This window comes from Streptomyces sp. NPDC085946, from assembly GCF_044540485.1.
Taxonomy (GTDB): domain Bacteria; phylum Actinomycetota; class Actinomycetes; order Streptomycetales; family Streptomycetaceae; genus Streptomyces.
This window is the reverse complement of sequence record NZ_JBITSF010000001.1, coordinates 1,176,253-1,195,048: the sequence shown is the minus strand read 5'-3', so window position 1 is coordinate 1,195,048 and position 18,796 is coordinate 1,176,253. Positions and strand designations below refer to the sequence as shown.

The window sequence follows — 18,796 nt, the reverse complement described above, 5'->3', positions numbered from 1 at the left end:
TGCGCGCCTGCCGCCCGAGCCGCCCCCGCCGAGCCCTGCCGCACCCCGCGGCGGACTGACCCCATGGGTGCCGATCGCGTCTTCGCGTACGGTGCCGCCGCCGGCCTCCTCGGCGACCTGCTCCTCGGCGATCCGCGCCGCGGGCACCCGGTCGCCGTGTTCGGGCGGGCCGCGGGTGCCGTGGAACGGGTGCTGTGGCGGGACCACCGGGGCTGGGGCGCGCTGCACACCGCCGTCTGCGCGGGCGGCGCCGTCGCCCTCGGGGCCGCGGCCGCCCGCGCCGTACGCACCTCCCCCGCCGCCTCCGTCGCGCTGACCGCCGCCGCCACCTGGGCCGTGGTCGGCGGGACCTCGCTCGCCCGGGAGGCCACCGCCATCGGGCGGGCCCTGGAGGCCGGCGACGTCGAGGCCGCCCGGGAGCGGCTGCCGCACCTGTGCGGGCGTGACCCGCAGGCGCTCGACGGCGACGGGATCGCCCGCGCCGTGGTCGAGTCGGTGGCCGAGAACACCTCCGACGCCGTCGTGGGCGCGCTGGTGTGGGGCGCCGTCGGCGGGGTGCCGGGGCTGCTCGGGTTCCGCGCCGTCAACACCCTCGACGCCATGGTGGGGCACAAGTCCCCGCGGTACCGGCGCTACGGCTGGGCCTCCGCGCGCCTCGACGACCTCGCCGGGTGGCCGGGGGCCCGGCTGACCGCCGTGCTGGCCGCCGTCGCCGGGGACGACCCGCGCGGCGCCGTGCGGGCCTGGCGGGCCGACGCCCACCGGCATCCGAGCCCCAACGCCGGGCCCGTGGAGGCCTCCTTCGCGGGCGCGCTCGGCGTACGGCTCGGCGGCACCCTCTCCTACGGCGGACGGGTCGAGCACCGACCCGTCCTCAACGGGGACGCCGGACGCGCCGTCCGGGTCGCCGACATCGAACGGGCCGTACGGCTCTCCCGCCGTGTCGGCTGGCTCGCGCTCGGCGTCAGTGCCGCCGGGCGCCTCCTGGCGAAGGGACGCAGGGCATGAACGGGGGACTCCTCGTCGCCGGCACCACCTCCGACGCCGGCAAGAGCGTCGTCACCGCGGGGATCTGCCGGTGGCTGGTGCGGCAGGGCGTGAAGGTGGCGCCGTTCAAGGCGCAGAACATGTCGCTGAACTCGTTCGTCACGCGCGAGGGCGCCGAGATCGGGCGGGCGCAGGCCATGCAGGCCCAGGCGTGCCGGGTCGAGCCGACCGCGCTGATGAACCCGGTGCTGCTCAAGCCGGGCGGCGAGCGGAGCAGCCAGGTGGTGCTGCTGGGCAAGCCGGTCGGCGAGCTGAGCGCGCGCGGCTACCACGGCGGGCGCCAGCAGGCGCTGCTGGGCACGGTGCTGGACTGCCTGGAGCAGTTGCGGGGCACGTATGACGCGGTGATCTGTGAGGGGGCCGGCTCGCCCGCCGAGATCAACCTGCGGCGGACGGACATCGTGAACATGGGCATCGCGCGCAACGCGCGGCTGCCCGTGCTGGTCGTCGGCGACATCGACCGGGGCGGGGTCTTCGCCTCCTTCTTCGGGACGGTCGCCCTGCTGTCCCGCGCGGACCAGGAGCTGGTGGCCGGGTTCCTGGTCAACAAGTTCCGCGGGGACGTGTCGTTGCTGGAGCCGGGCCTGGACATGCTGCACGGGCTGACCGGGCGGCGCACCTACGGCGTGCTGCCGTTCCGGCACGGGCTCGGCATCGACGAGGAGGACGGACTGCGCGTGTCGCTGCGCGGGACGGTCCGCGAGTCGAACGTCGCGCCGCCCGTCGGCGAGGACGTGCTCCGGGTCGCCGTGTGCGCGGTCCCGCTGATGTCGAACTTCACCGACGTGGACGCGCTGGCCGCCGAACCGGGCGTGGTGGTGCGGTTCGTGGACCGGCCGGAGGAACTGGCCGACGCCGACCTCGTGGTGGTCCCCGGCACCCGCGGGACCGTCCGGGCGCTGGACTGGCTGCGCGAGCGGGGCCTGGCGGACGCCCTGGTCCGCCGGGCCGCCGAGGGGCGGCCCGTGCTCGGGATCTGCGGCGGCTTCCAGGTGCTCGGCGAGCACATCGAGGACGACGTGGAGAGCCGCCGGGGTCACGTCGACGGGCTGGGGATCCTGCCCGTGCGGGTGCGGTTCGCCCGCGAGAAGACCCTCACCCGGCCGGAGGGCGAGGCCCTCGGCGAGCGCGTCGAGGGCTACGAGATCCACCACGGGGTCGCCGACGTCACCGGCGGCGAGGCCTTCCTGGACGGCTGCCGGGTCGGCCAGACCTGGGGCACGCACTGGCACGGCTCGCTGGAGTCGGACGGCTTCCGGCGGGCGTTCCTGCGCGAGGTGGCCGCCGCCGCGGGCCGCCGCTTCGTGCCGTCCCCCGGCACCTCGTTCGCCGCGCTGCGCGAGGAGCAGCTCGACCGGCTCGGCGACCTGATCGAACAGCACGCGGACACCGACGCGCTGTGGCGGCTCATCGAGTCCGGCGCGCCGCAAGGACTGCCCTTCATTCCACCGGGAGCACCCGCATGAGCACTGTGTTGTTGTTGTCGACCGCCGACACGGACCTGCTGGCGGCCCGGGCCGCCACGGGTGCCTCCTACCGGATCGGCAATCCGACCCGCGTGGACGTGGGCGAGGAGCTGCCGGCGCTGCTGGACGGCGCCGACCTCGCCGTGGTGCGGCTGCTGGGCGGCAAGCGGGCCTGGGAGGACGGGCTGGCCGCGCTGAAGGCCGCCGGGATCCCGACCGTGCTGCTGGGCGGCGAGGCCGTGCCGGACGCGGAGCTGATGGCCGAGTCGTCCGTGCCGGCCGGTGTCGTCGCCGAGGCGCTGAAGTACCTCGTGGAGGGCGGACCGGAGAACCTCACCGAGCTGGCCCGGTTCCTGTCCGACACCGTGCTGCTCACCGGCGAGGGCTTCGCCGCGCCGCGGAAGATGCCCGAGTACGGCGTCCACGGCGAGCGGGCGCACCACGCGGGCCGCCCGACCGTCGGCGTGCTCTTCTACCGGGCCCACGAGCTGAGCGGCAACACCGCCTTCGTGGACACCCTGTGCGACGCGATCGAGGCGCACGGCGCCAACGCCCTGCCGGTCTACTGCGGTTCGCTGCGCGGCGCGGACGAGGGGCTGTACGAGATCCTGGGCCGGGCGGACGCCCTGGTCGCCACCGTCCTGGCCGCCGGCGGCACGCACGCCTCGCAGGCCTCGGCGGGCGGGGACGAGGAGGCCTGGGACATCGGCGCCCTCGCCGAGATGAACGTGCCCGTGTTGCAGGGGCTGTGCCTGACCTCCTCGCGGCAGGCCTGGGAGGAGTCGGACGCCGCCCTCTCCCCCATGGACGCCGCGATGCAGGTGGCGATCCCGGAGTTCGACGGGCGGCTGATCACCGTGCCGTTCTCCTTCAAGGAGCAGGGCCCGGACGACGTGCCCGTGTATGTCGCCGACCCGGAGCGGGCCGCCCGGGTCGCCGGCATCGCCGTACGGCACGCCCGGCTCAAGCACAAGGAGAACGCGGAGAAGAAGCTCGCGCTGGTCTTCACCGCCTACCCGACCAAGCACTCGCGGGTCGGCAACGCGGTCGGGCTGGACACGCCGGCCTCGGCGGTGCGGGTGCTGGACGCCCTGCGGGACGCCGGGTACGCCGTCGAGGGGTACCCCGACAACGGCGACGAGCTGATCCACCGGCTGATCGAGGCCGGCGGGCACGACGTCGAGTGGCTGACGGAGGAGCAGCTCGCCTCGGCGCCCGCGCGGGTGCCGCTGGCGGACTACCGGGCCTGGTTCGACAAGCTCGACCCGGAGCTGAAGGACGCCATGACCGAGGCGTGGGGCGAGCCGCCGGGCAGCCTCTACGTCGACGGGGACGACATCGTGCTGGCGTCCCTGCAGTTCGGGAACGTCGTGGTGATGATCCAGCCGCCGCGCGGCTTCGGCGAGAACCCGATCGCGATCTACCACGACCCGGACATGCCGCCCTCGCACCACTACATGGCGGCCTACCGCTGGCTGGAGAACAGCTTCGGCGCCGACGCCATCGTCCACATGGGCAAGCACGGCACCATGGAGTGGCTGCCCGGCAAGGGCCTCGGGCTCAGCGGCGGCTGCGCCCCGGACGCCGTCCTCGGTGACCTGCCGCTGGTCTACCCGTTCATCGTCAACGACCCGGGCGAGGGCACCCAGGCCAAGCGCCGCGGCCACGCCACGGTCGTCGACCACCTCGTGCCGCCGATGGCCCGCGCCGACACCTACGGCGACCTGGCCAAGCTGGAGCAGCTCCTCGACGAGTACGCCCTCGTCTCCGACCTGGACCCGGCCAAGGCCCCGGCGGTCCGCGCCCAGATCTGGACCCTCGTCAAGGCGGCCGAGCTCCACCACGACCTGCACGTCGACGAGCAGCCGGACGACGAGGCGTTCGACGAGTTCGTCATGCACATCGACGGCTACCTGTGCGAGATCAAGGACGTGCAGATCCGCGACGGCCTGCACGTCCTGGGCGGCGGGCCGGTCGGTGAGGCGCGCGTCAACCTGGTGCTGGCCGTGCTGCGCGCCTCGCAGGTGTGGGGCGGCCGGGCCAACGCGCTGCCCGGTCTGCGGGCCGCGCTGGCGGAGCACTTCGGGCTGGTGGAGAAGGAGCTGCTGGCCGAGCCGGGCGCCCCGGTGAAGGTGCCCGTCGAGCTGACGGACCTGGTCGACGGGCCGTCCCGCAGCGCCGCCGACGCGATCGACCTGCTGGAGCAGCTGTGCCGGCGGATCGCGGAGGGCATGGAGGAGCGCGGCTGGGCGGTCGCCGAGAGCGCGCCGCTGGTCCGCGAGGTGCTCGGCACCGAACTGGCCGACGCCGTCGCCGTGCTGGAGTTCGCCTGCGCCGAGGTCGTGCCCCGGCTGGAGCGGACCACCGACGAGATCGGGCACATCCTGCGCGCCCTGGACGGCGGTTACGTCCCGGCCGGCCCCTCCGGCTCGCCGACCCGCGGCCTGGTCAACGTGCTGCCGACGGGCCGGAACTTCTACTCCGTCGACCCCAAGGCGATCCCGTCCCGGCTCAGCTGGGAGGTCGGGCAGTCGCTCGCGGACTCGCTGGTGCAGCGCTACCTCCAGGACACCGGCGCGTACCCGAAGTCCGTCGGCCTGACGGTGTGGGGCACCTCCGCGATGCGCACCCAGGGCGACGACATCGCCGAGATCCTGGCGCTGCTGGGCTGCCGCCCGGTGTGGGACGACGCCTCGCGCCGGGTGACCGGCTTCGAGGTCATCCCCCTGGCGGAGCTCGGCCGGCCGCGCATCGACGTCACGGTCCGCATCTCCGGGTTCTTCCGGGACGCGTTCCCGCACGTGGTGGGGCTCATCGACGACGCCGTGCGCGCGGTGGCCGAGCTGGACGAGCCGGCCGAGTCCAACTACGTCCGCGCCCACGCCGACGAGGACACCGCCGAGCACGGCGACCGGCGCCGCGCCACCGCCCGCATCTTCGGCTCCAAGCCGGGCGCGTACGGGGCCGGTCTGCTGCCGCTGATCGACGCCCGCAACTGGCGCTCGGACGCCGACCTCGCCGAGGTGTACGCGGTGTGGGGCGGCTACGCGTACGGGCGGGGGCTCGACGGGCGGGCGGCGCGCGGGGACATGGAGACGGCGTTCAAGCGGATCGCCGTCGCCGCGAAGAACGTCGACACCCGCGAGCACGACCTGGTCGACGCCGACGACTACTTCCAGTACCACGGCGGCATGGTGGCCATGGTGCGGCATCTGACCGGCGCCTCCCCCGAGGCCTACGTCGGCGACTCGGCCACCCCGGACCAGGTGAAGACCCGCACGCTGGGCGAGGAGACGCACCGCGTGTTCCGCGCCCGGGTGGTCAACCCGCGCTGGATGGCGGCCATGCGGCGGCACGGCTACAAGGGCGCCTTCGAGATGGCGGCGACCGTCGACTACCTCTTCGGCTACGACGCCACGGCCGGGGTCGTGGACGACTGGATGTACGAGAAGCTCAGCGCCGAGTACGTCTTCGACCCGGAGAACCGGGACTTCATGAAGAAGTCCAACCCCTGGGCGCTGCGCGGCATCACCGAGCGGCTGCTGGAGGCGGCCGAGCGGGGCCTGTGGGCCGAGCCGGACGCGGAGACGCTGGAGCGGCTGCGCGCCACCTACCTGGAGCTCGAAGGCGACTTGGAGGGCGACGACAAGTGACCACCCCGTTCCCGTTCACGGCCGTCGTCGGCCAGGACGACCTGCGGCTCGCGCTGCTGCTGAACGCCGTCTCGCCGGCGGTCGGCGGGGTGCTGGTGCGCGGCGAGAAGGGCACCGCCAAGTCGACGGCCGTGCGGGCCCTGTCGGCGCTGCTGCCGGAGGTCCCGGTCGTCCCCGGGTGCCGTTTCTCGTGCGACCCCGCCTCCCCCGACCCGGGGTGCCCGGACGGGCCCCACGAGGCCGGCGGCGGTGTGGAGCGGCCCGCCCGCATGGTCGAGCTGCCCGTCGGCGCCTCCGAGGACCGGCTCGTCGGCGCGCTGGACATCGAGCGGGCGCTGTCGGAGGGCGTGAAGGCCTTCGAGCCCGGCCTGCTCGCCGACGCGCACCGCGGCATCCTCTACGTCGACGAGGTCAACCTCCTCCACGACCACCTGGTCGACCTGCTGCTGGACGCCGCCGCGATGGGCGCCTCGTACGTCGAGCGCGAAGGCGTCTCCGTACGGCACGCCGCGCGGTTCCTGCTCGTCGGCACGATGAACCCCGAGGAGGGCGAGCTGCGGCCGCAGCTGCTCGACCGGTTCGGGCTGACCGTCGAGGTCGCGGCCTCCCGGGAGCCGGACCAGCGGGTCGAGGTCGTGCGCAGGCGGCTGGCCTACGACGACGACCCGGCCGCCTTCGCGGCCCGCTGGGCCGAGGAAGAGGCGGCGGTACGGGCCAGGATCGTGGCGGCGCGCGAGCTGCTGCCGTCGGTGCGGCTGGGCGACGGGGCGCTGCGGCAGATCGCGGCGACCTGCGCGGCCTTCGAGGTGGACGGCATGCGCGCCGACATCGTGATGGCCCGGACCGCGACCGCGCTGGCCGCGTGGGCCGGGCGGACGGACGTGCTCGCCGAGGACGTCCGGCAGGCGGCGCTGCTCGCGCTGCCGCACCGGCGGCGGCGCAACCCCTTCGACGCGCCCGGGCTGGACGAGGACAAGCTGGACGAGACGCTGGAGGAGTTCGGCGGCTCCGAGGACGACGACCCGGACCCGGGGCCGGACGGGCCCGGCGGGGGCGGCGGGCAGCCGGACCCCGGCGAGGGCCCCGAGGGCGGTGACACCGGTGCCTCGCCCGAGGCCGGGGAAGGCGGGCAGCCGCAGCCGTCCGGAGGCGGCGAGCAGTCCGCCGTACGGGCCTCCGAGCCGTTCCGCACGAAGGTGCTGAGCGTGCCCGGGATCGGCGAGGGCGCGGCCGGGCGGCGCTCGCGGGCGCGGACCGAGCACGGGCGCACCACCGGGGCGCGACGGCCGCAGGGCGCGCTCACCAAGCTGCACCTGGCGGCGACCGTGCAGGCCGCCGCCCCGCACCAGCGGGCCCGCGGACGGTCCGGACCCGGTCTGGTCGTACGCCGGGACGACCTGCGGCAGGCCACCCGCGAGGGGCGCGAGGGCAATCTCGTGCTGTTCGTGGTGGACGCCTCCGGGTCGATGGCGGCACGGCAGCGGATGAGCGCCGTGAAGGGTGCCGTGCTGTCGCTGCTGCTGGACGCCTACCAGCGGCGGGACAAGGTGGGGCTGGTGACGTTCCGGGGCACGGGCGCGGACGTCGCGCTGCCGCCGACCTCGTCGGTGGACGCGGCGGCGGCCCGGCTGGAGTCGCTGCCCACGGGCGGACGGACGCCGCTCGCGGCGGGGCTGCTGCGGGCGCACGACGTGCTGCGCGTGGAGCGGCTGCGGGACCCGGCGCGGCGGCCGCTGGTCGTGGTGGTGACGGACGGGCGGGCCACCGGCGGGCCGGAGCCGGTCGCCCTGGCCGGGCGCGCGGCACGGCTGTTCGCGGCCGACGGCGTCGCCTCGGTCGTCGTGGACTGCGAGTCGGGGCCGGTGCGTCTCGGTCTCGCCGGGCAGCTCGCGGGCGAGCTCGGCGGTACGGCCGTGACGCTGGACGAGCTGCGGGCGGACTCGATCGCCGGGTTGGTGAAGGACGTACAGAGGAGGGCCGCGTAATGCCGCAGGGACAGCCGAGTGTGGTGCCCGACGACGGGCTGACGACCCGGCAGCGCCGGAACCGGCCGCTGGTCGTGGTGCACACGGGCGTCGGCAAGGGCAAGTCCACCGCCGCGTTCGGGCTCGCGCTGCGGGCCTGGAACCAGGGGTGGCCGATCGGGGTGTTCCAGTTCGTCAAGTCGGCGAAGTGGAAGGTCGGCGAGGAGCGGGCGCTGCGCGTGCTCGGCGACTCCGGCGAGGGCGGCACCGTCGCCTGGCACAAGATGGGCGAGGGCTGGTCCTGGGTGCAGCGCGACGCCCAGATGGACAACGAGGAGAAGGCCCGCGAGGGCTGGGAGCAGGTCAAGCGGGACCTGGCGGCCGAGACGTACAAGCTGTACGTGCTCGACGAGTTCGCGTACCCGATGCACTGGGGGTGGGTGGACACCGACGAGGTCGTCGACGTCCTGCGCGACCGGCCCGGGACCCAGCACGTGGTGATCACCGGGCGCAACGCCCCGGAGAAGCTCGTGGACTTCGCCGACCTCGTGACCGACATGTCCAAGGTCAAGCACCCCATGGACGTCGGGCAGAAGGGGCAGAGGGGCATCGAGTGGTGAGTGCTTCCGTCCCCCGGCTGGTCGTCGCCGCGCCCTCCTCGGGCAGCGGCAAGACCACCGTCGCCACGGGGCTGATGGCCGCGTTCGCCGCGCGGGGGCTCGCCGTGTCCCCGCACAAGGTCGGGCCGGACTACATCGACCCCGGGTACCACGCGCTCGCGACCGGGCGCGCGGGGCGGAACCTGGACGCGTACCTGTGCGGGCCCGAGCTGGTCGGGCCGCTGTTCCTGCACGGGGCGCGGGGGTGCGACCTCGCCGTCGTCGAGGGCGTGATGGGCCTGTACGACGGGGCCGCCGGCCAGGGCGAACTGGCGTCCACCGCGCACGTGGCCAAGCTGCTGCGGGCGCCGGTGGTGCTCGTCGTGGACGCCTCCTCGCAGTCGCGGTCGGTGGCGGCCCTGGTGCACGGGTTCGCCTCCTGGGACCCCGAGGTGCGGGTCGGGGGCGTGATCCTGAACAAGGTGGCCTCCGACCGGCACGAGGAGCTGCTGCGGGAGGCGCTGGACGCGTCCGGGGTGCCGGTGCTGGGCGTGCTGCGGCGGGTCCGGCAGGTGGACACGCCGTCCCGGCACCTGGGCCTGGTGCCGGTCGCCGAGCGGCGCGCGGAGGCCGTGGCGGCCGTCGCGGCGATGGCCGCGCAGGTGTCCGAGGGCTGCGACCTGGACGCGCTGGCGGCGCTGGCGCGCACCGCCGGGGCGCTGCCGTGCGCCGCCTGGGAACCGCCCGTGACGCCCGCGGGGCGGCGTGCGGTGGTCGCCGTCGCCGGCGGTCCCGCCTTCACGTTCTCCTACGCGGAGCACACCGAGCTGCTGGCCGCCGCCGGGGCCGAGGTCGTCCCCTTCGACCCGCTGCGCGACGAGCGGCTGCCCGAGGGGACGGACGGGCTGGTGATCGGCGGCGGCTTCCCGGAGGTGTACGCCGCCGAGCTGTCCGCCAACGAGCCGCTGCGCGGGGCCGTCGCAGGCCTGGCGCGCAGCGGTGCCCCCGTCGCCGCCGAGTGCGCCGGACTGCTCTACCTGTGCCGGGAGCTCGACGGGCTCCCGATGTGCGGGGTGCTCGACGCCACCGCGCGGATGACCGAGCGGCTGACCCTCGGCTACCGCGACGCCGTGGCCGTCGGCGACAGCGCCCTCGCGGCGGCCGGGACGCGGATGCGGGGACACGAGTTCCACCGCACCGCCGTCGAGCCGGGCGCGGGCGCGGCGCCCGCCTGGGGGGTGCGGGCCCCGGCGCGGCGGGTCGAGGGTTTCGTACAACGCGGTGTGCACGCGAGTTATCTGCACACGCACTGGGCGTCCGAGCCCGGTGTCGCCCGTCGGTTCGTGGAGAGGTGCCGGACGTCATGAGCAGCAGGCTGATCGGAGTGGGGGTCGGCCCCGGGGACCCGGAGCTGGTGACCGTCAAGGGCGTCAACGCCCTGCGCGCGGCCGAGGTCGTCGTGGTGCCCGTGATGGACTCCGGCGAGCGGGGGCGGGCCGAGGCGACCGTGCTGCACTACGTGCCCGGGGAGAAGGTCGTCCGGGTGGTGTTCGCGCTGAACGAGCGGACCGACCGGGCGCGCCGGGAGGCCGCGTGGGACGCGGCCGGCGACCGGGTGGCCGGGCTGCTGCGGGCGCACGGCAGCGTCGCCTTCGCCACGATCGGCGACCCCAACGTCTACTCGACGTTCACCTACCTCGCGCAGACCGTCGCCGGGCTGGTGCCGGGCACCGTCGTGGAGACCGTGCCGGGCATCACCGCGATGCAGGACCTGGCGGCGCGGTCCGGGGCGGTGCTCACCGAGGGGACCGAACCGCTGACGCTGGTGCCCGTCACCGCGGGCGCGACCGTGCTCAAGGAGGCCCTCGCCGGCCCGGGGACCGTCGTCGCCTACAAGTTCGGGCGGCAGGCCCACGAGGTGGCCGAGGCGCTGCGGGAGACCGGGCGGATCGGCGACGCCGTGTGGGGGTCGGCGCTGGGGCTGCCGGAGGAGTCCATCCGGCCGGCCGCCGACCTGGAGGACGCCGCCCTGCCCTACCTGTCGACCCTGATCGCGCCGGCGCGGCGCGAGGGCGGGCGGGGCGGGAAGCTGTGACCCCGGCCGTACGGGGCGGCCACCGCGACGTGCCCGCCGGGCGGCCCGCCTCCCCGGCCGGACGCGTCGCGCACCCGGCCTCCCCCGCCGGGCGGCGGGCCCCGCGCGACGGACACCGCGGTGCCCCGGCCGGGCACCGCGCCGGCCGGCCCGGCCCCCGCACGGACCCGCCGGAGCACCGTGCCGCCCCGCCCGGACACCGCACGGCCGCTCCGTGCCGTCCCGGCGGTCCCCGCCACCGCCGGCCCGACGCGGCACCGCCCGCGTCCGGCCGGCAGACCACCACGTACTGACCCGTAGGAGAGGACCGATTCCATGGCCGATGCCCCCACCGGCAAGGTGACCTTCGTCGGTGCCGGCCCCGGCGCCGCCGACCTGCTGACGTTCCGCGCCGCGCGCGCCATCGCCGACGCCGACGTCGTGATCTGGGCCGCCAGCCTGGTCCAGGCGGAGGTCCTCCAGCACGCGCGCAAGGACGCGGAGGTCCTCGACTCGGCGACGATGTCGCTGGAGGACGTGGTGGACGTGTACCGGCGGGCGCACCGGGAGGGCCTGAGGGTCGCCCGGATCCACTCCGGCGACCCGGCCCTGTGGGGCGGCACGCAGGAACAGCTGGACCGGTGCGCCGAGATCGGCATCGCCACGGAGATCGTCCCGGGCGTGTCCTCGTTCTCCGCGGTGGCCGCGCTCGCCCAGCGGGAGCTGACCATCCCGGAGGTCGCGCAGTCCGTGGTGCTGACCCGGCTGGGCGGGGGCAAGACGCCGATGCCGCCCGGGGAGGAGGTCCGCGAGTTCGCCAGGCACGGCACGACCATGGCGGTCTTCCTGTCGGCGGCCCGCAGCGGGCAGCTGGTGCGGGAGCTGCTGGAGGGCGGCTACCCGACGACCACGCCGGTCGTCGTCGCGTACCAGGCGACCTGGCCGGAGGAGCTGATCGTCCGGTGCACGATCGGCACGCTGGAGGAGACCGTCAAGGAGCACAAGCTGTGGAAGCACACGCTGTTCCTGGTCGGCCCGGCCCTCGACGCGCACGGCACGCGCTCGCACCTGTACCACCCCGGCCACTTCCACGGCTACCGCAAGGCCGACCCCGAGGCCCGCAGGGCGCTGCGCGAACGGGGTGCGCGCCCGTGAGACCCGAGCGGCCGATCACGGTCGTCGGCACGGGGACGGGCGCGGCCCCCGACGAGCCGGCCCTCGCCGCTGCCGAACTCGTCGTCGGCGGGCGGCGGCACCTGGACGCCGCGCCGCTGCCGGAGACCGCCGAGCGGGTCGTCCTCGGCCCGCTGGCGCCCGCGCTGGACACCGTCGCGGAGTACGTCCGCGAGGACCGGCCGGTCGTGGTGCTGGCCTCGGGCGACCCCGGGTTCTTCGGGATCGTGCGGGCGCTGGCCGAGCGGTTCGGGCCCGAACGCCTGGACGTGCGGCCCGGGGTCTCCTCCGTCGCCGCCGCCTTCGCGCGGATCGGGCTGCCCTGGGACGACGCCGTGGTGGCCAGCGCCCACGGGCGGGACCTGCGCACCGCCGTCCACCTGTGCCGGGCGCGGCCGAAGGTGGCCGTCCTGACCGGGCCCGGCGCCGGGCCCGCCGAACTCGGCGCCGCGCTGACGGCGTACGAGCGGGTCCTGGTCGTCGCCTCGGCGCTCGGCACCGCGGCGGAGCGCGTGGAGCGGGTCACGCCCGCCGAGGCCGCCGCCCGCGACTGGGGGACGGCGGTCAGCGTCGTGCTGTGCCTGGACGAGTCCCGGGCGCTCGGCCCGGTGCGGACGGTCGCGGGTGTGCCCGCCGGTCCCGCCGGGTGGGCGCTGGAGGAGGACGCGTTCGCCCACCGCGACTCGATGATCACCAAGTCCGAGGTGCGGGCGCTGGCGCTGGCGCGGCTCGGACCGCGCCCCGGCGACCTGGTGTGGGACGTCGGCGCGGGCTCCGGCTCGGTGGCCGTGGAGTGCGCCCGGCTGGGCGCGGCCGTCACCGCCGTGGAGAAGACCCCGGACGGGGTCGGGCGGATCCGCGCCAACGCGGCCGCGCACGGCGTCGACGTCCGGGTGGTGCACGGGGCGGCGCCGGCCGTGCTGTCCGACCTCGACGATCCCGACGCCGTGTTCGTGGGCGGCGGGGGCCGCGAACTGCCCGCCGTGGTCACGGCGTGCGCCCGGCGCGCCCGGCGGACCGTGGTCGTCGCGCTGGCCGCGCTGGACCGGGTGCCGGCGGTGCGCGAGGCGCTGACCGCTGCCGGGTTCGCCTGCGACGGGGTGCTGTTGCAGGCCTCGCGGCTCGCGCCGCTGCCCGGGGACGTGACCCGGCTCGCGGCGACCAATCCCGTCTTCCTGGTGTGGGGCGTGCGGCCCCAGGCCCGTACCGAAGGAGTTGTCCAGTGATCGGCCTCATTTCCGCCACCGCGGCGGGGGCGGCGGCACGCGACCGGCTGGCCGCGGCGTGGCCGGACCGTACCCGCGTGTACGACGGTCCCGTCGGGGAGGCCGTACGGACCGCCTTCGCCGAGTGCGGGCAGCTCGTGTGCTTCCTGGCCACGGGGGCGGTGGTGCGGCTGGTGGCGCCGCTGCTGGCGGACAAGACGACCGACCCGGGCGTGGTGTGCGTCGACGAGGGCGGGCGGTTCGCCGTGTCCCTGGTCGGCGGCCACGGCGGCGGGGCCAACGACCTCGCCCGCGAGGTCGGCGAGGTGCTGGGCGCCGAGCCGGTGGTGACGACGGCGACGGACGCCGTGGGCCTGCCGGGCCTGGACACGCTGGGCCTCCCGGTGGAGGGCGACGTCGCCGCGGTCTCCCGGGCGCTGCTGGACGGCGAGCCGGTGGCGCTGCGGGCGGAGGTGTCCTGGCCCCTGCCGCCGCTGCCCGTCGGCGGCGACGGACCGTACACGGTCCGGGTGACGGACCGGCTCGTCGAGCCCGCCGCCCGCGAGGCCGTGCTGCGCCCGCCGTCCCTGGTGGTGGGAGTCGGCGCGTCCAAGGGGGCGCCCGGGGCGGAAGTACTCGACGTGATCGACAGCGCCCTGCGGGACGCCGGGCTGTCCGTGCGCAGCGTCGCGGAGCTCGCCACCGTGGACGCCAAGCGCGACGAGCCCGGCATCGTGGCGGCCGCCGAGCGGCTCGGTGTGCCGCTGGTGACGTACACCGCCGAGGAGCTGGCCCGCGTCGAGGTGCCCAACCCCTCCGACGCGCCGCTCGCCGCCGTCGGCACCCCCTCGGTGGCGGAGGCCGCCGCCCTGGTGCGCGGCGGCGAACTGCTCGTGCCCAAGCGGAAGTCGGCCGGGAGCCCGGCGACGGCGACCTGCGCGGTCGTGCGGCGGCCCGGGCGCGGACGCCTCGCGGTGGTCGGGCTCGGGCCGGGCGCCCGGGACCTGCTCACGCCGCGCGCGAAGGCGGAGCTGCGGCGCGCCTCCGTACTGGTCGGGCTCGACCAGTACGTCGACCAGATCCGCGACCTGCTGCGGCCCGGCACCCGGATCCTGGAGTCGGGCCTGGGCGCCGAGGAGGAGCGGGCCCGCACGGCGGTGGCGGAGGCCCGGCGCGGGCAGGCCGTCGCGCTGATCGGCAGCGGGGACGCCGGGGTGTACGCGATGGCCTCCCCCGCGCTCGCCGAGGCGTCCGACGACATCGACGTGGTCGGTGTGCCCGGGGTGACGGCGGCGCTCGCGGCCGGGGCGATCCTCGGCGCGCCGCTCGGCCACGACCACGTCTCCATCAGCCTGTCCGACCTGCACACGCCGTGGGAGGTCATCGAGCGGCGGGTGCGGGCGGCGGCCGAGGCGGACCTCGTCGTGACGTTCTACAACCCGCGCAGCCGGGGCCGGGACTGGCAGCTGCCCAAGGCGCTCGCGATCCTCGCGGAGCACCGGGAGCCGGGGACGCCGGTCGGCGTCGTCCGCAACGCCTCCCGGCCGGACGAGTCGAGCCGGGTCACGGCCCTGGCGGAGCTCGACCCGGCCACGGTCGACATGATGACGGTCGTCACCGTGGGCAACACGGCGACCCGCACGATCGCGGGGCGCATGGTGACGCCGCGCGGCTACCGCTGGCAGGAGGAACCCAAGTGAGCCGTGTCGTCCACCCCATCGAGCAGGAGTCCTTCCGGCGGCTGCGCGCCCGCCTGGACACCTCGCACTTCCCGCCGCTGACCCGGGCGGTGGTGGAGCGGGTCATCCACTCCGCCGCCGACCTCGACTACGCCACCGACCTCGTCACGGACGAGGCCGCGCTGGAGAAGGCGTACGCCGCGCTGCACGACGGGGCGCCCGTCGTCGTGGACGTCGAGATGGTCGCCGCGGGCATCACCCGGCGCGAGACCGTCTGCCGGCTGAAGGACGCCGCGGCCGGGCCGGGGCTGACCCGCAGCGCGCACGCCGTGCGGCTGGCCTACGAGCAGGTCGGGCCGGGCGCGCTGTGGGTGATCGGCTGCGCGCCGACCGCCCTGGAGGAGCTGCTCACCCTGGACGCCGACCCGGCGCTCGTCATCGGCCTGCCCGTCGGGTTCGTCGGGGCGGCCGAGTCCAAGGCCGCGCTGCGCGAGAGCGGGCTGCCCGCCGTGAGCAACGTGTCCGAGAAGGGCGGCTCCGCGGTCGCCGCCGCCGCGCTCAACGCCCTGCTGTACCACCCCACTTCGTACTCCGAGGAGAAACCGTGACCACCCCCCCGCCCGCCCTGCTCATCGCCGGCCACGGCACCCGGGACGACGCCGGAGCCGAGGCGTTCCGCGACTTCGTGCGGGAACTGGGGCGCCGCCACCCCGACCTGCCGGTCGCGGGCGGCTTCATCGAGCTGTCCCCGCCGCCGCTGGGCGAGGCGGTCGCCGAACTGGTGGAGCGGGGTGTGCGGCGGTTCGCCGCCGTGCCGCTGATGCTGGTGTCCGCCGGGCACGCCAAGGGGGACATCCCCGCCGCGCTGGCCCGCGAGAAGGAGCGCCACCCCGGCATCTCGTACACGTACGGGCGTCCGCTGGGCCCGCACCCGGCGCTGCTGCGGGTGCTGGAGCGGCGGCTGGAGGAGGCGCTGGGCGCGCCCGGGGACCCCTCCGACGTGACCGTGCTGCTGGTGGGGCGCGGGTCGACGGACCCGGACGCCAACGCCGAGGTGTTCAAGGCGGCGCGGCTGCTGTGGGAGGGGCGCGGGTACGCCGGGGTCGAGACGGCGTTCGTGTCGCTGGCGGCGCCCGACGTGCCGAGCGGGCTGGACCGCTGCGTCCGGCTGGGCGCGAAGCGGATCGTGGTCCTGCCCTACTTCCTGTTCACCGGCATCCTGCCGGACCGGGTGCGGCAGCAGACCGAGGACTGGGCCGCGGCGCACCCGGCGGTCGAGGTGCGGTCGGCGGACGTCATCGGGCCGGAGCCTGAGCTGCTGGACCTGGTGATGGAGCGGTACCAGGAGGCCCTCAAGGGCGACCTGCGGATGAACTGCGACTCGTGCGTGTACCGCATCGCGCTGCCGGGCTTCGAGGACAAGGTGGGGGCGCCGCAGCAGCCGCACTTCCACCCGGACGACGACGGCCACCACCACCACGGGCACGGGCACCACCACGGGGCGCACTCGCATGCGCACTGAGTCCGGCGCCGGGCACGATCTGCGGCACCACGGGGACGCCGAGGTCCGCGGCGACGGCGCGGCGCTGGTGGACCTGGCGGTGAACGTCCGCGCCGGCACGCCTCCCGCGTGGCTGCGCGAGGTGGTCGCCGGGTCGCTGGACGGCCTGGCCGCCTATCCCGACGGGCGGGCCGCGCGGGCGGCGGTGGCGGCGCGGCACGGGCTGCCGGCCGATCGGGTGCTGCTGACGGCGGGAGCGGCGGAGGCGTTCGTGCTGCTGGCGCGGGCGCTGAAGGTGCGGCGGCCGGTGGTCGTGCACCCGCAGTTCACCGAGCCGGAGGCGGCGCTGCGGGACGCCGGCCACACGGTGGACCGGGTGCTGCTGCGGGAGGCGGACGGGTTCCGGCTCGATCCGTCGGCCGTCCCGCGGGACGCGGACCTGGTGGTGATCGGCAACCCGACCAACCCGACGTCGGTGCTGCACCCGGCCGCGGCGATCGCCGCGCTCGCCCGTCCCGGGCGGTACCTCGTCGTGGACGAGGCGTTCATGGACGCGGTGCCGGGCGAGCGGGAGGCGCTCGCCGGGCGGACGGACGTGCCCGGGCTGGTGGTGCTGCGGAGCCTGACCAAGACCTGGGGGCTGGCCGGGCTGCGGATCGGGTACGTGCTGGCGGCGCCGGAGGTCGTCGCGGAGCTGGAGCGGGCGCAGCCGCTGTGGCCGGTGTCCACGCCCGCGCTGGCGGCGGCCGAGGCGTGCGTGGGCCCGCGGGCCCTGGCGGAGGCGGCCCGCGCGGCGCACCGGATCGCCGCGGACCGGGCCCATCTGGTGGCCGGGCTCGGGGAGTTCGCCGCGGCCGGGCTGCGCGTGGCGGGACCCGCGGAGGGTCCGTTCGTCCTGGTCCGGCTGCCCGGCGCGGCGGCCGTCCGCCACCGCCTGCGCGCCCTGGGCTACGCGGTGCGCCGCGGGGACACGTTCCCGGGCCTGGACGAGGAGTGGCTGCGGCTGGCGGTACGGGACCGCGGAACGGCGGACGGCTTCCTCCGGGCCCTGCGGGAGGCCCTGCGGGCACCGGCCCCCGGGACCGGTGCGAGCGGCTGAGGACTCCGTCCCGGGACACTGCCGGTGGGCCGTACGGGCCGTACGACTGCCGGAGCCTCCCCCTTCGCCCGGCGCGTCAGCGCCTGCGGTGGTCCCGGCCGGGGCGGGCCCTCCGGCGCCGAGCCCGCCCTTCCGCTTCCGGGCCCGCCCGGCGAGCGACCCCCCGCGAGCGGCCCGCGCGGCGGGCGCCCTCCCCGCACCGCGAACGGCCCGCGCGACGGGCGGGCCGCGGCCCGGGCCCGTCTATCCGACCACCCGCCCGTTCAGCACCACCCGCCGGGGCGCCGCCAGGACGCGGACGTCCGCCCGCGGGTCCTCGTCGTAGACGACGAGGTCGGCCGGCGCCCCCTCGTCGAGGCCCGGGCGTCCCAGCCACGCGCGGGCCGCCCACGTCGTCGCGGAGACCGCCTCGCGGGCCGGGATGCCGGCGGTGACCAGTTCGGCGACCTCGGCGGCCGCCAGCCCGTGGGCGAGCGAGCCGCCCGCGTCCGTGCCGACGTAGACGGGGACGCCGGCGTCGTAGGCGTCGCGGACGGTGTCGTAGCGGCGGGCGTGCAGCCGGCGCATGTGGGCCGACCAGCGGGGGAACTTGGCCTCGCCGCCGGCGGCGAGCCGCGGGAAGGTCGCGATGTTGACCAGCGTGGGGACGATCGCCACGCCCCGCTCGGCGAACAGCGGGATCAGGTCCCCGGTCAGGCCGGTGGCGTGCTCGATGCAGTCGATGCCCGCCTCGACGAGGTCCCGCAGGGAGTCCTCGGCGAAGCAGTGCGCGGTGACCCGCGCGCCCAGCCGGTGGGCCTCGGCGATCGCGGCCTCGGCGGCCTCGCGCGGCCAGCACGCCGACAGGTCGCCGAGGTCGCGGTCGATCCAGTCGCCGACCAGCTTGACCCAGCCGTCGCCGCGCCGGGCCTCCCGGGCGACGTACGCGACGAGCTCGTCCGGTTCGACCTCCCAGGCGTAGTTGCGGATGTAGCGGCGGGTGCGGGCGATGTGCCGGCCGGCCCGGATGATCTTCGGGAGGTCGTCGCGGTCGTCGATCCAGCGGGTGTCGGAGGGCGAGCCCGCGTCGCGGACGAGCAGCGTGCCCGCGTCCCGGTCGGTGAGCGCCTGCTTCTCGGCGACGTCCCGCGGGACCGCGCCGTGCGCGTCGAGGCCCACGTGGCAGTGGGCGTCGACCAGGCCGGGCAGCGCCCAGCCGGACACCGTCCGCACCTCACGGGCGCCGGCGGGACGGTCGTAGGAGATCCGCCCGCCGACGACCCACAGTTCGTCCCGGATGTCGTCGGGGGCGACGAGCACCCGTCCCTTCACGTGCAGCACCGCGCGTTCGCTCATG

The 18,796-nt window shown here is 76.3% G+C and carries 14 protein-coding genes; 13 read left to right on the top strand and 1 reads right to left on the bottom strand.

What is annotated here, in order from left to right; all coding sequences use genetic code 11:
- The first annotated feature begins 63 nt into the window (after positions 1-63).
- From ACIF8T_RS05295 to cobC, 13 genes are all read left to right on the top strand, one after another.
- The gene (locus ACIF8T_RS05295) at positions 64-1,008 is read left to right on the top strand and encodes a cobalamin biosynthesis protein (protein ID WP_400031309.1); all 945 of its coding nucleotides are present in this window, start codon (positions 64-66) and stop codon (positions 1,006-1,008) included.
- Positions 1,005-2,513: a cobyric acid synthase gene (locus ACIF8T_RS05290; RefSeq protein WP_400031307.1), complete on the top strand. Its 1,509-nt coding sequence runs from the start codon at positions 1,005-1,007 to the stop codon at positions 2,511-2,513. The genes ACIF8T_RS05295 and ACIF8T_RS05290 overlap by 4 nt, the downstream gene beginning before the upstream one ends.
- Positions 2,510-6,166 carry a cobaltochelatase subunit CobN gene (gene cobN, locus ACIF8T_RS05285; RefSeq protein ID WP_400031305.1) on the top strand — a complete coding sequence of 1,219 codons (3,657 nt, stop codon included), beginning with the start codon at positions 2,510-2,512 and terminating at the stop codon, positions 6,164-6,166. The genes ACIF8T_RS05290 and cobN overlap by 4 nt, the downstream gene beginning before the upstream one ends.
- Positions 6,163-8,151 (top strand): putative cobaltochelatase, encoded by a 1,989-nt coding sequence (locus ACIF8T_RS05280; protein WP_400031303.1) that lies wholly within the window; start codon positions 6,163-6,165, stop codon positions 8,149-8,151. The genes cobN and ACIF8T_RS05280 overlap by 4 nt, the downstream gene beginning before the upstream one ends.
- Positions 8,151-8,750 (top strand): cob(I)yrinic acid a,c-diamide adenosyltransferase, encoded by a 600-nt coding sequence (cobO, locus tag ACIF8T_RS05275; protein WP_400031301.1) that lies wholly within the window; start codon positions 8,151-8,153, stop codon positions 8,748-8,750. Before ACIF8T_RS05280 ends, cobO begins: the two co-directional genes overlap by 1 nt.
- Entirely contained in the window at positions 8,747-10,096 is a 1,350-nt protein-coding gene (locus ACIF8T_RS05270) for a cobyrinate a,c-diamide synthase (protein WP_400031299.1), read from the top strand. The genes cobO and ACIF8T_RS05270 overlap by 4 nt, the downstream gene beginning before the upstream one ends.
- Entirely contained in the window at positions 10,093-10,824 is a 732-nt protein-coding gene (gene cobI, locus ACIF8T_RS05265; protein WP_400031297.1) for a precorrin-2 C(20)-methyltransferase, read from the top strand. Before ACIF8T_RS05270 ends, cobI begins: the two co-directional genes overlap by 4 nt.
- Positions 10,825-11,139: 315 nt before the next feature.
- A complete protein-coding gene (cobM, locus tag ACIF8T_RS05260; RefSeq protein WP_400031295.1) occupies positions 11,140-11,958 on the top strand; it encodes a precorrin-4 C(11)-methyltransferase in 819 nt (272 codons plus the stop codon).
- Complete coding sequence (gene cbiE / locus ACIF8T_RS05255; protein ID WP_400031293.1) at positions 11,955-13,202, top strand: precorrin-6y C5,15-methyltransferase (decarboxylating) subunit CbiE; 1,248 nt, start codon at positions 11,955-11,957, stop codon at positions 13,200-13,202. The genes cobM and cbiE overlap by 4 nt, the downstream gene beginning before the upstream one ends.
- Positions 13,199-14,881: a precorrin-3B C(17)-methyltransferase gene (gene cobJ / locus ACIF8T_RS05250; protein ID WP_400031291.1), complete on the top strand. Its 1,683-nt coding sequence runs from the start codon at positions 13,199-13,201 to the stop codon at positions 14,879-14,881. The genes cbiE and cobJ overlap by 4 nt, the downstream gene beginning before the upstream one ends.
- Positions 14,878-15,468, top strand: a complete 591-nt coding sequence (locus ACIF8T_RS05245) for a precorrin-8X methylmutase (protein ID WP_400031289.1) — start codon at positions 14,878-14,880, stop codon at positions 15,466-15,468. Before cobJ ends, ACIF8T_RS05245 begins: the two co-directional genes overlap by 4 nt.
- Entirely contained in the window at positions 15,465-16,382 is a 918-nt protein-coding gene (locus tag ACIF8T_RS05240) for a sirohydrochlorin chelatase (RefSeq protein ID WP_400031287.1), read from the top strand. Before ACIF8T_RS05245 ends, ACIF8T_RS05240 begins: the two co-directional genes overlap by 4 nt.
- Complete coding sequence (gene cobC / locus ACIF8T_RS05235; RefSeq protein ID WP_400031285.1) at positions 16,372-17,460, top strand: Rv2231c family pyridoxal phosphate-dependent protein CobC; 1,089 nt, start codon at positions 16,372-16,374, stop codon at positions 17,458-17,460. Before ACIF8T_RS05240 ends, cobC begins: the two co-directional genes overlap by 11 nt.
- Positions 17,461-17,703: 243 nt before the next feature.
- Here the strand turns inward: cobC and ACIF8T_RS05230 are convergent, their stop codons facing one another.
- Positions 17,704-18,795: an amidohydrolase family protein gene (locus tag ACIF8T_RS05230; RefSeq protein ID WP_400031283.1), complete on the bottom strand. Its 1,092-nt coding sequence runs from the start codon at positions 18,793-18,795 to the stop codon at positions 17,704-17,706.
- Between the last annotated feature and the right edge of the window lies 1 nt (position 18,796).

Bases quoted from the DNA above. Each gene is read 5' to 3' on its own strand.
- ACIF8T_RS05230 (WP_400031283.1), bottom strand. From the start codon at position 18,795: ATGAGCGAACGCGCGGTGCTGCACGTGAAGGGACGGGTGCTCGTCGCC.
- ACIF8T_RS05295 (WP_400031309.1), top strand. From the start codon at position 64: ATGGGTGCCGATCGCGTCTTCGCGTACGGTGCCGCCGCCGGCCTCCTC.
- cobI (WP_400031297.1), top strand. From the start codon at position 10,093: ATGAGCAGCAGGCTGATCGGAGTGGGGGTCGGCCCCGGGGACCCGGAG.
- cobN (WP_400031305.1), top strand. From the start codon at position 2,510: ATGAGCACTGTGTTGTTGTTGTCGACCGCCGACACGGACCTGCTGGCG.
- cobC (WP_400031285.1), top strand. From the start codon at position 16,372: ATGCGCACTGAGTCCGGCGCCGGGCACGATCTGCGGCACCACGGGGAC.
- cobO (WP_400031301.1), top strand. From the start codon at position 8,151: ATGCCGCAGGGACAGCCGAGTGTGGTGCCCGACGACGGGCTGACGACC.
- ACIF8T_RS05290 (WP_400031307.1), top strand. From the start codon at position 1,005: ATGAACGGGGGACTCCTCGTCGCCGGCACCACCTCCGACGCCGGCAAG.
- cobM (WP_400031295.1), top strand. From the start codon at position 11,140: ATGGCCGATGCCCCCACCGGCAAGGTGACCTTCGTCGGTGCCGGCCCC.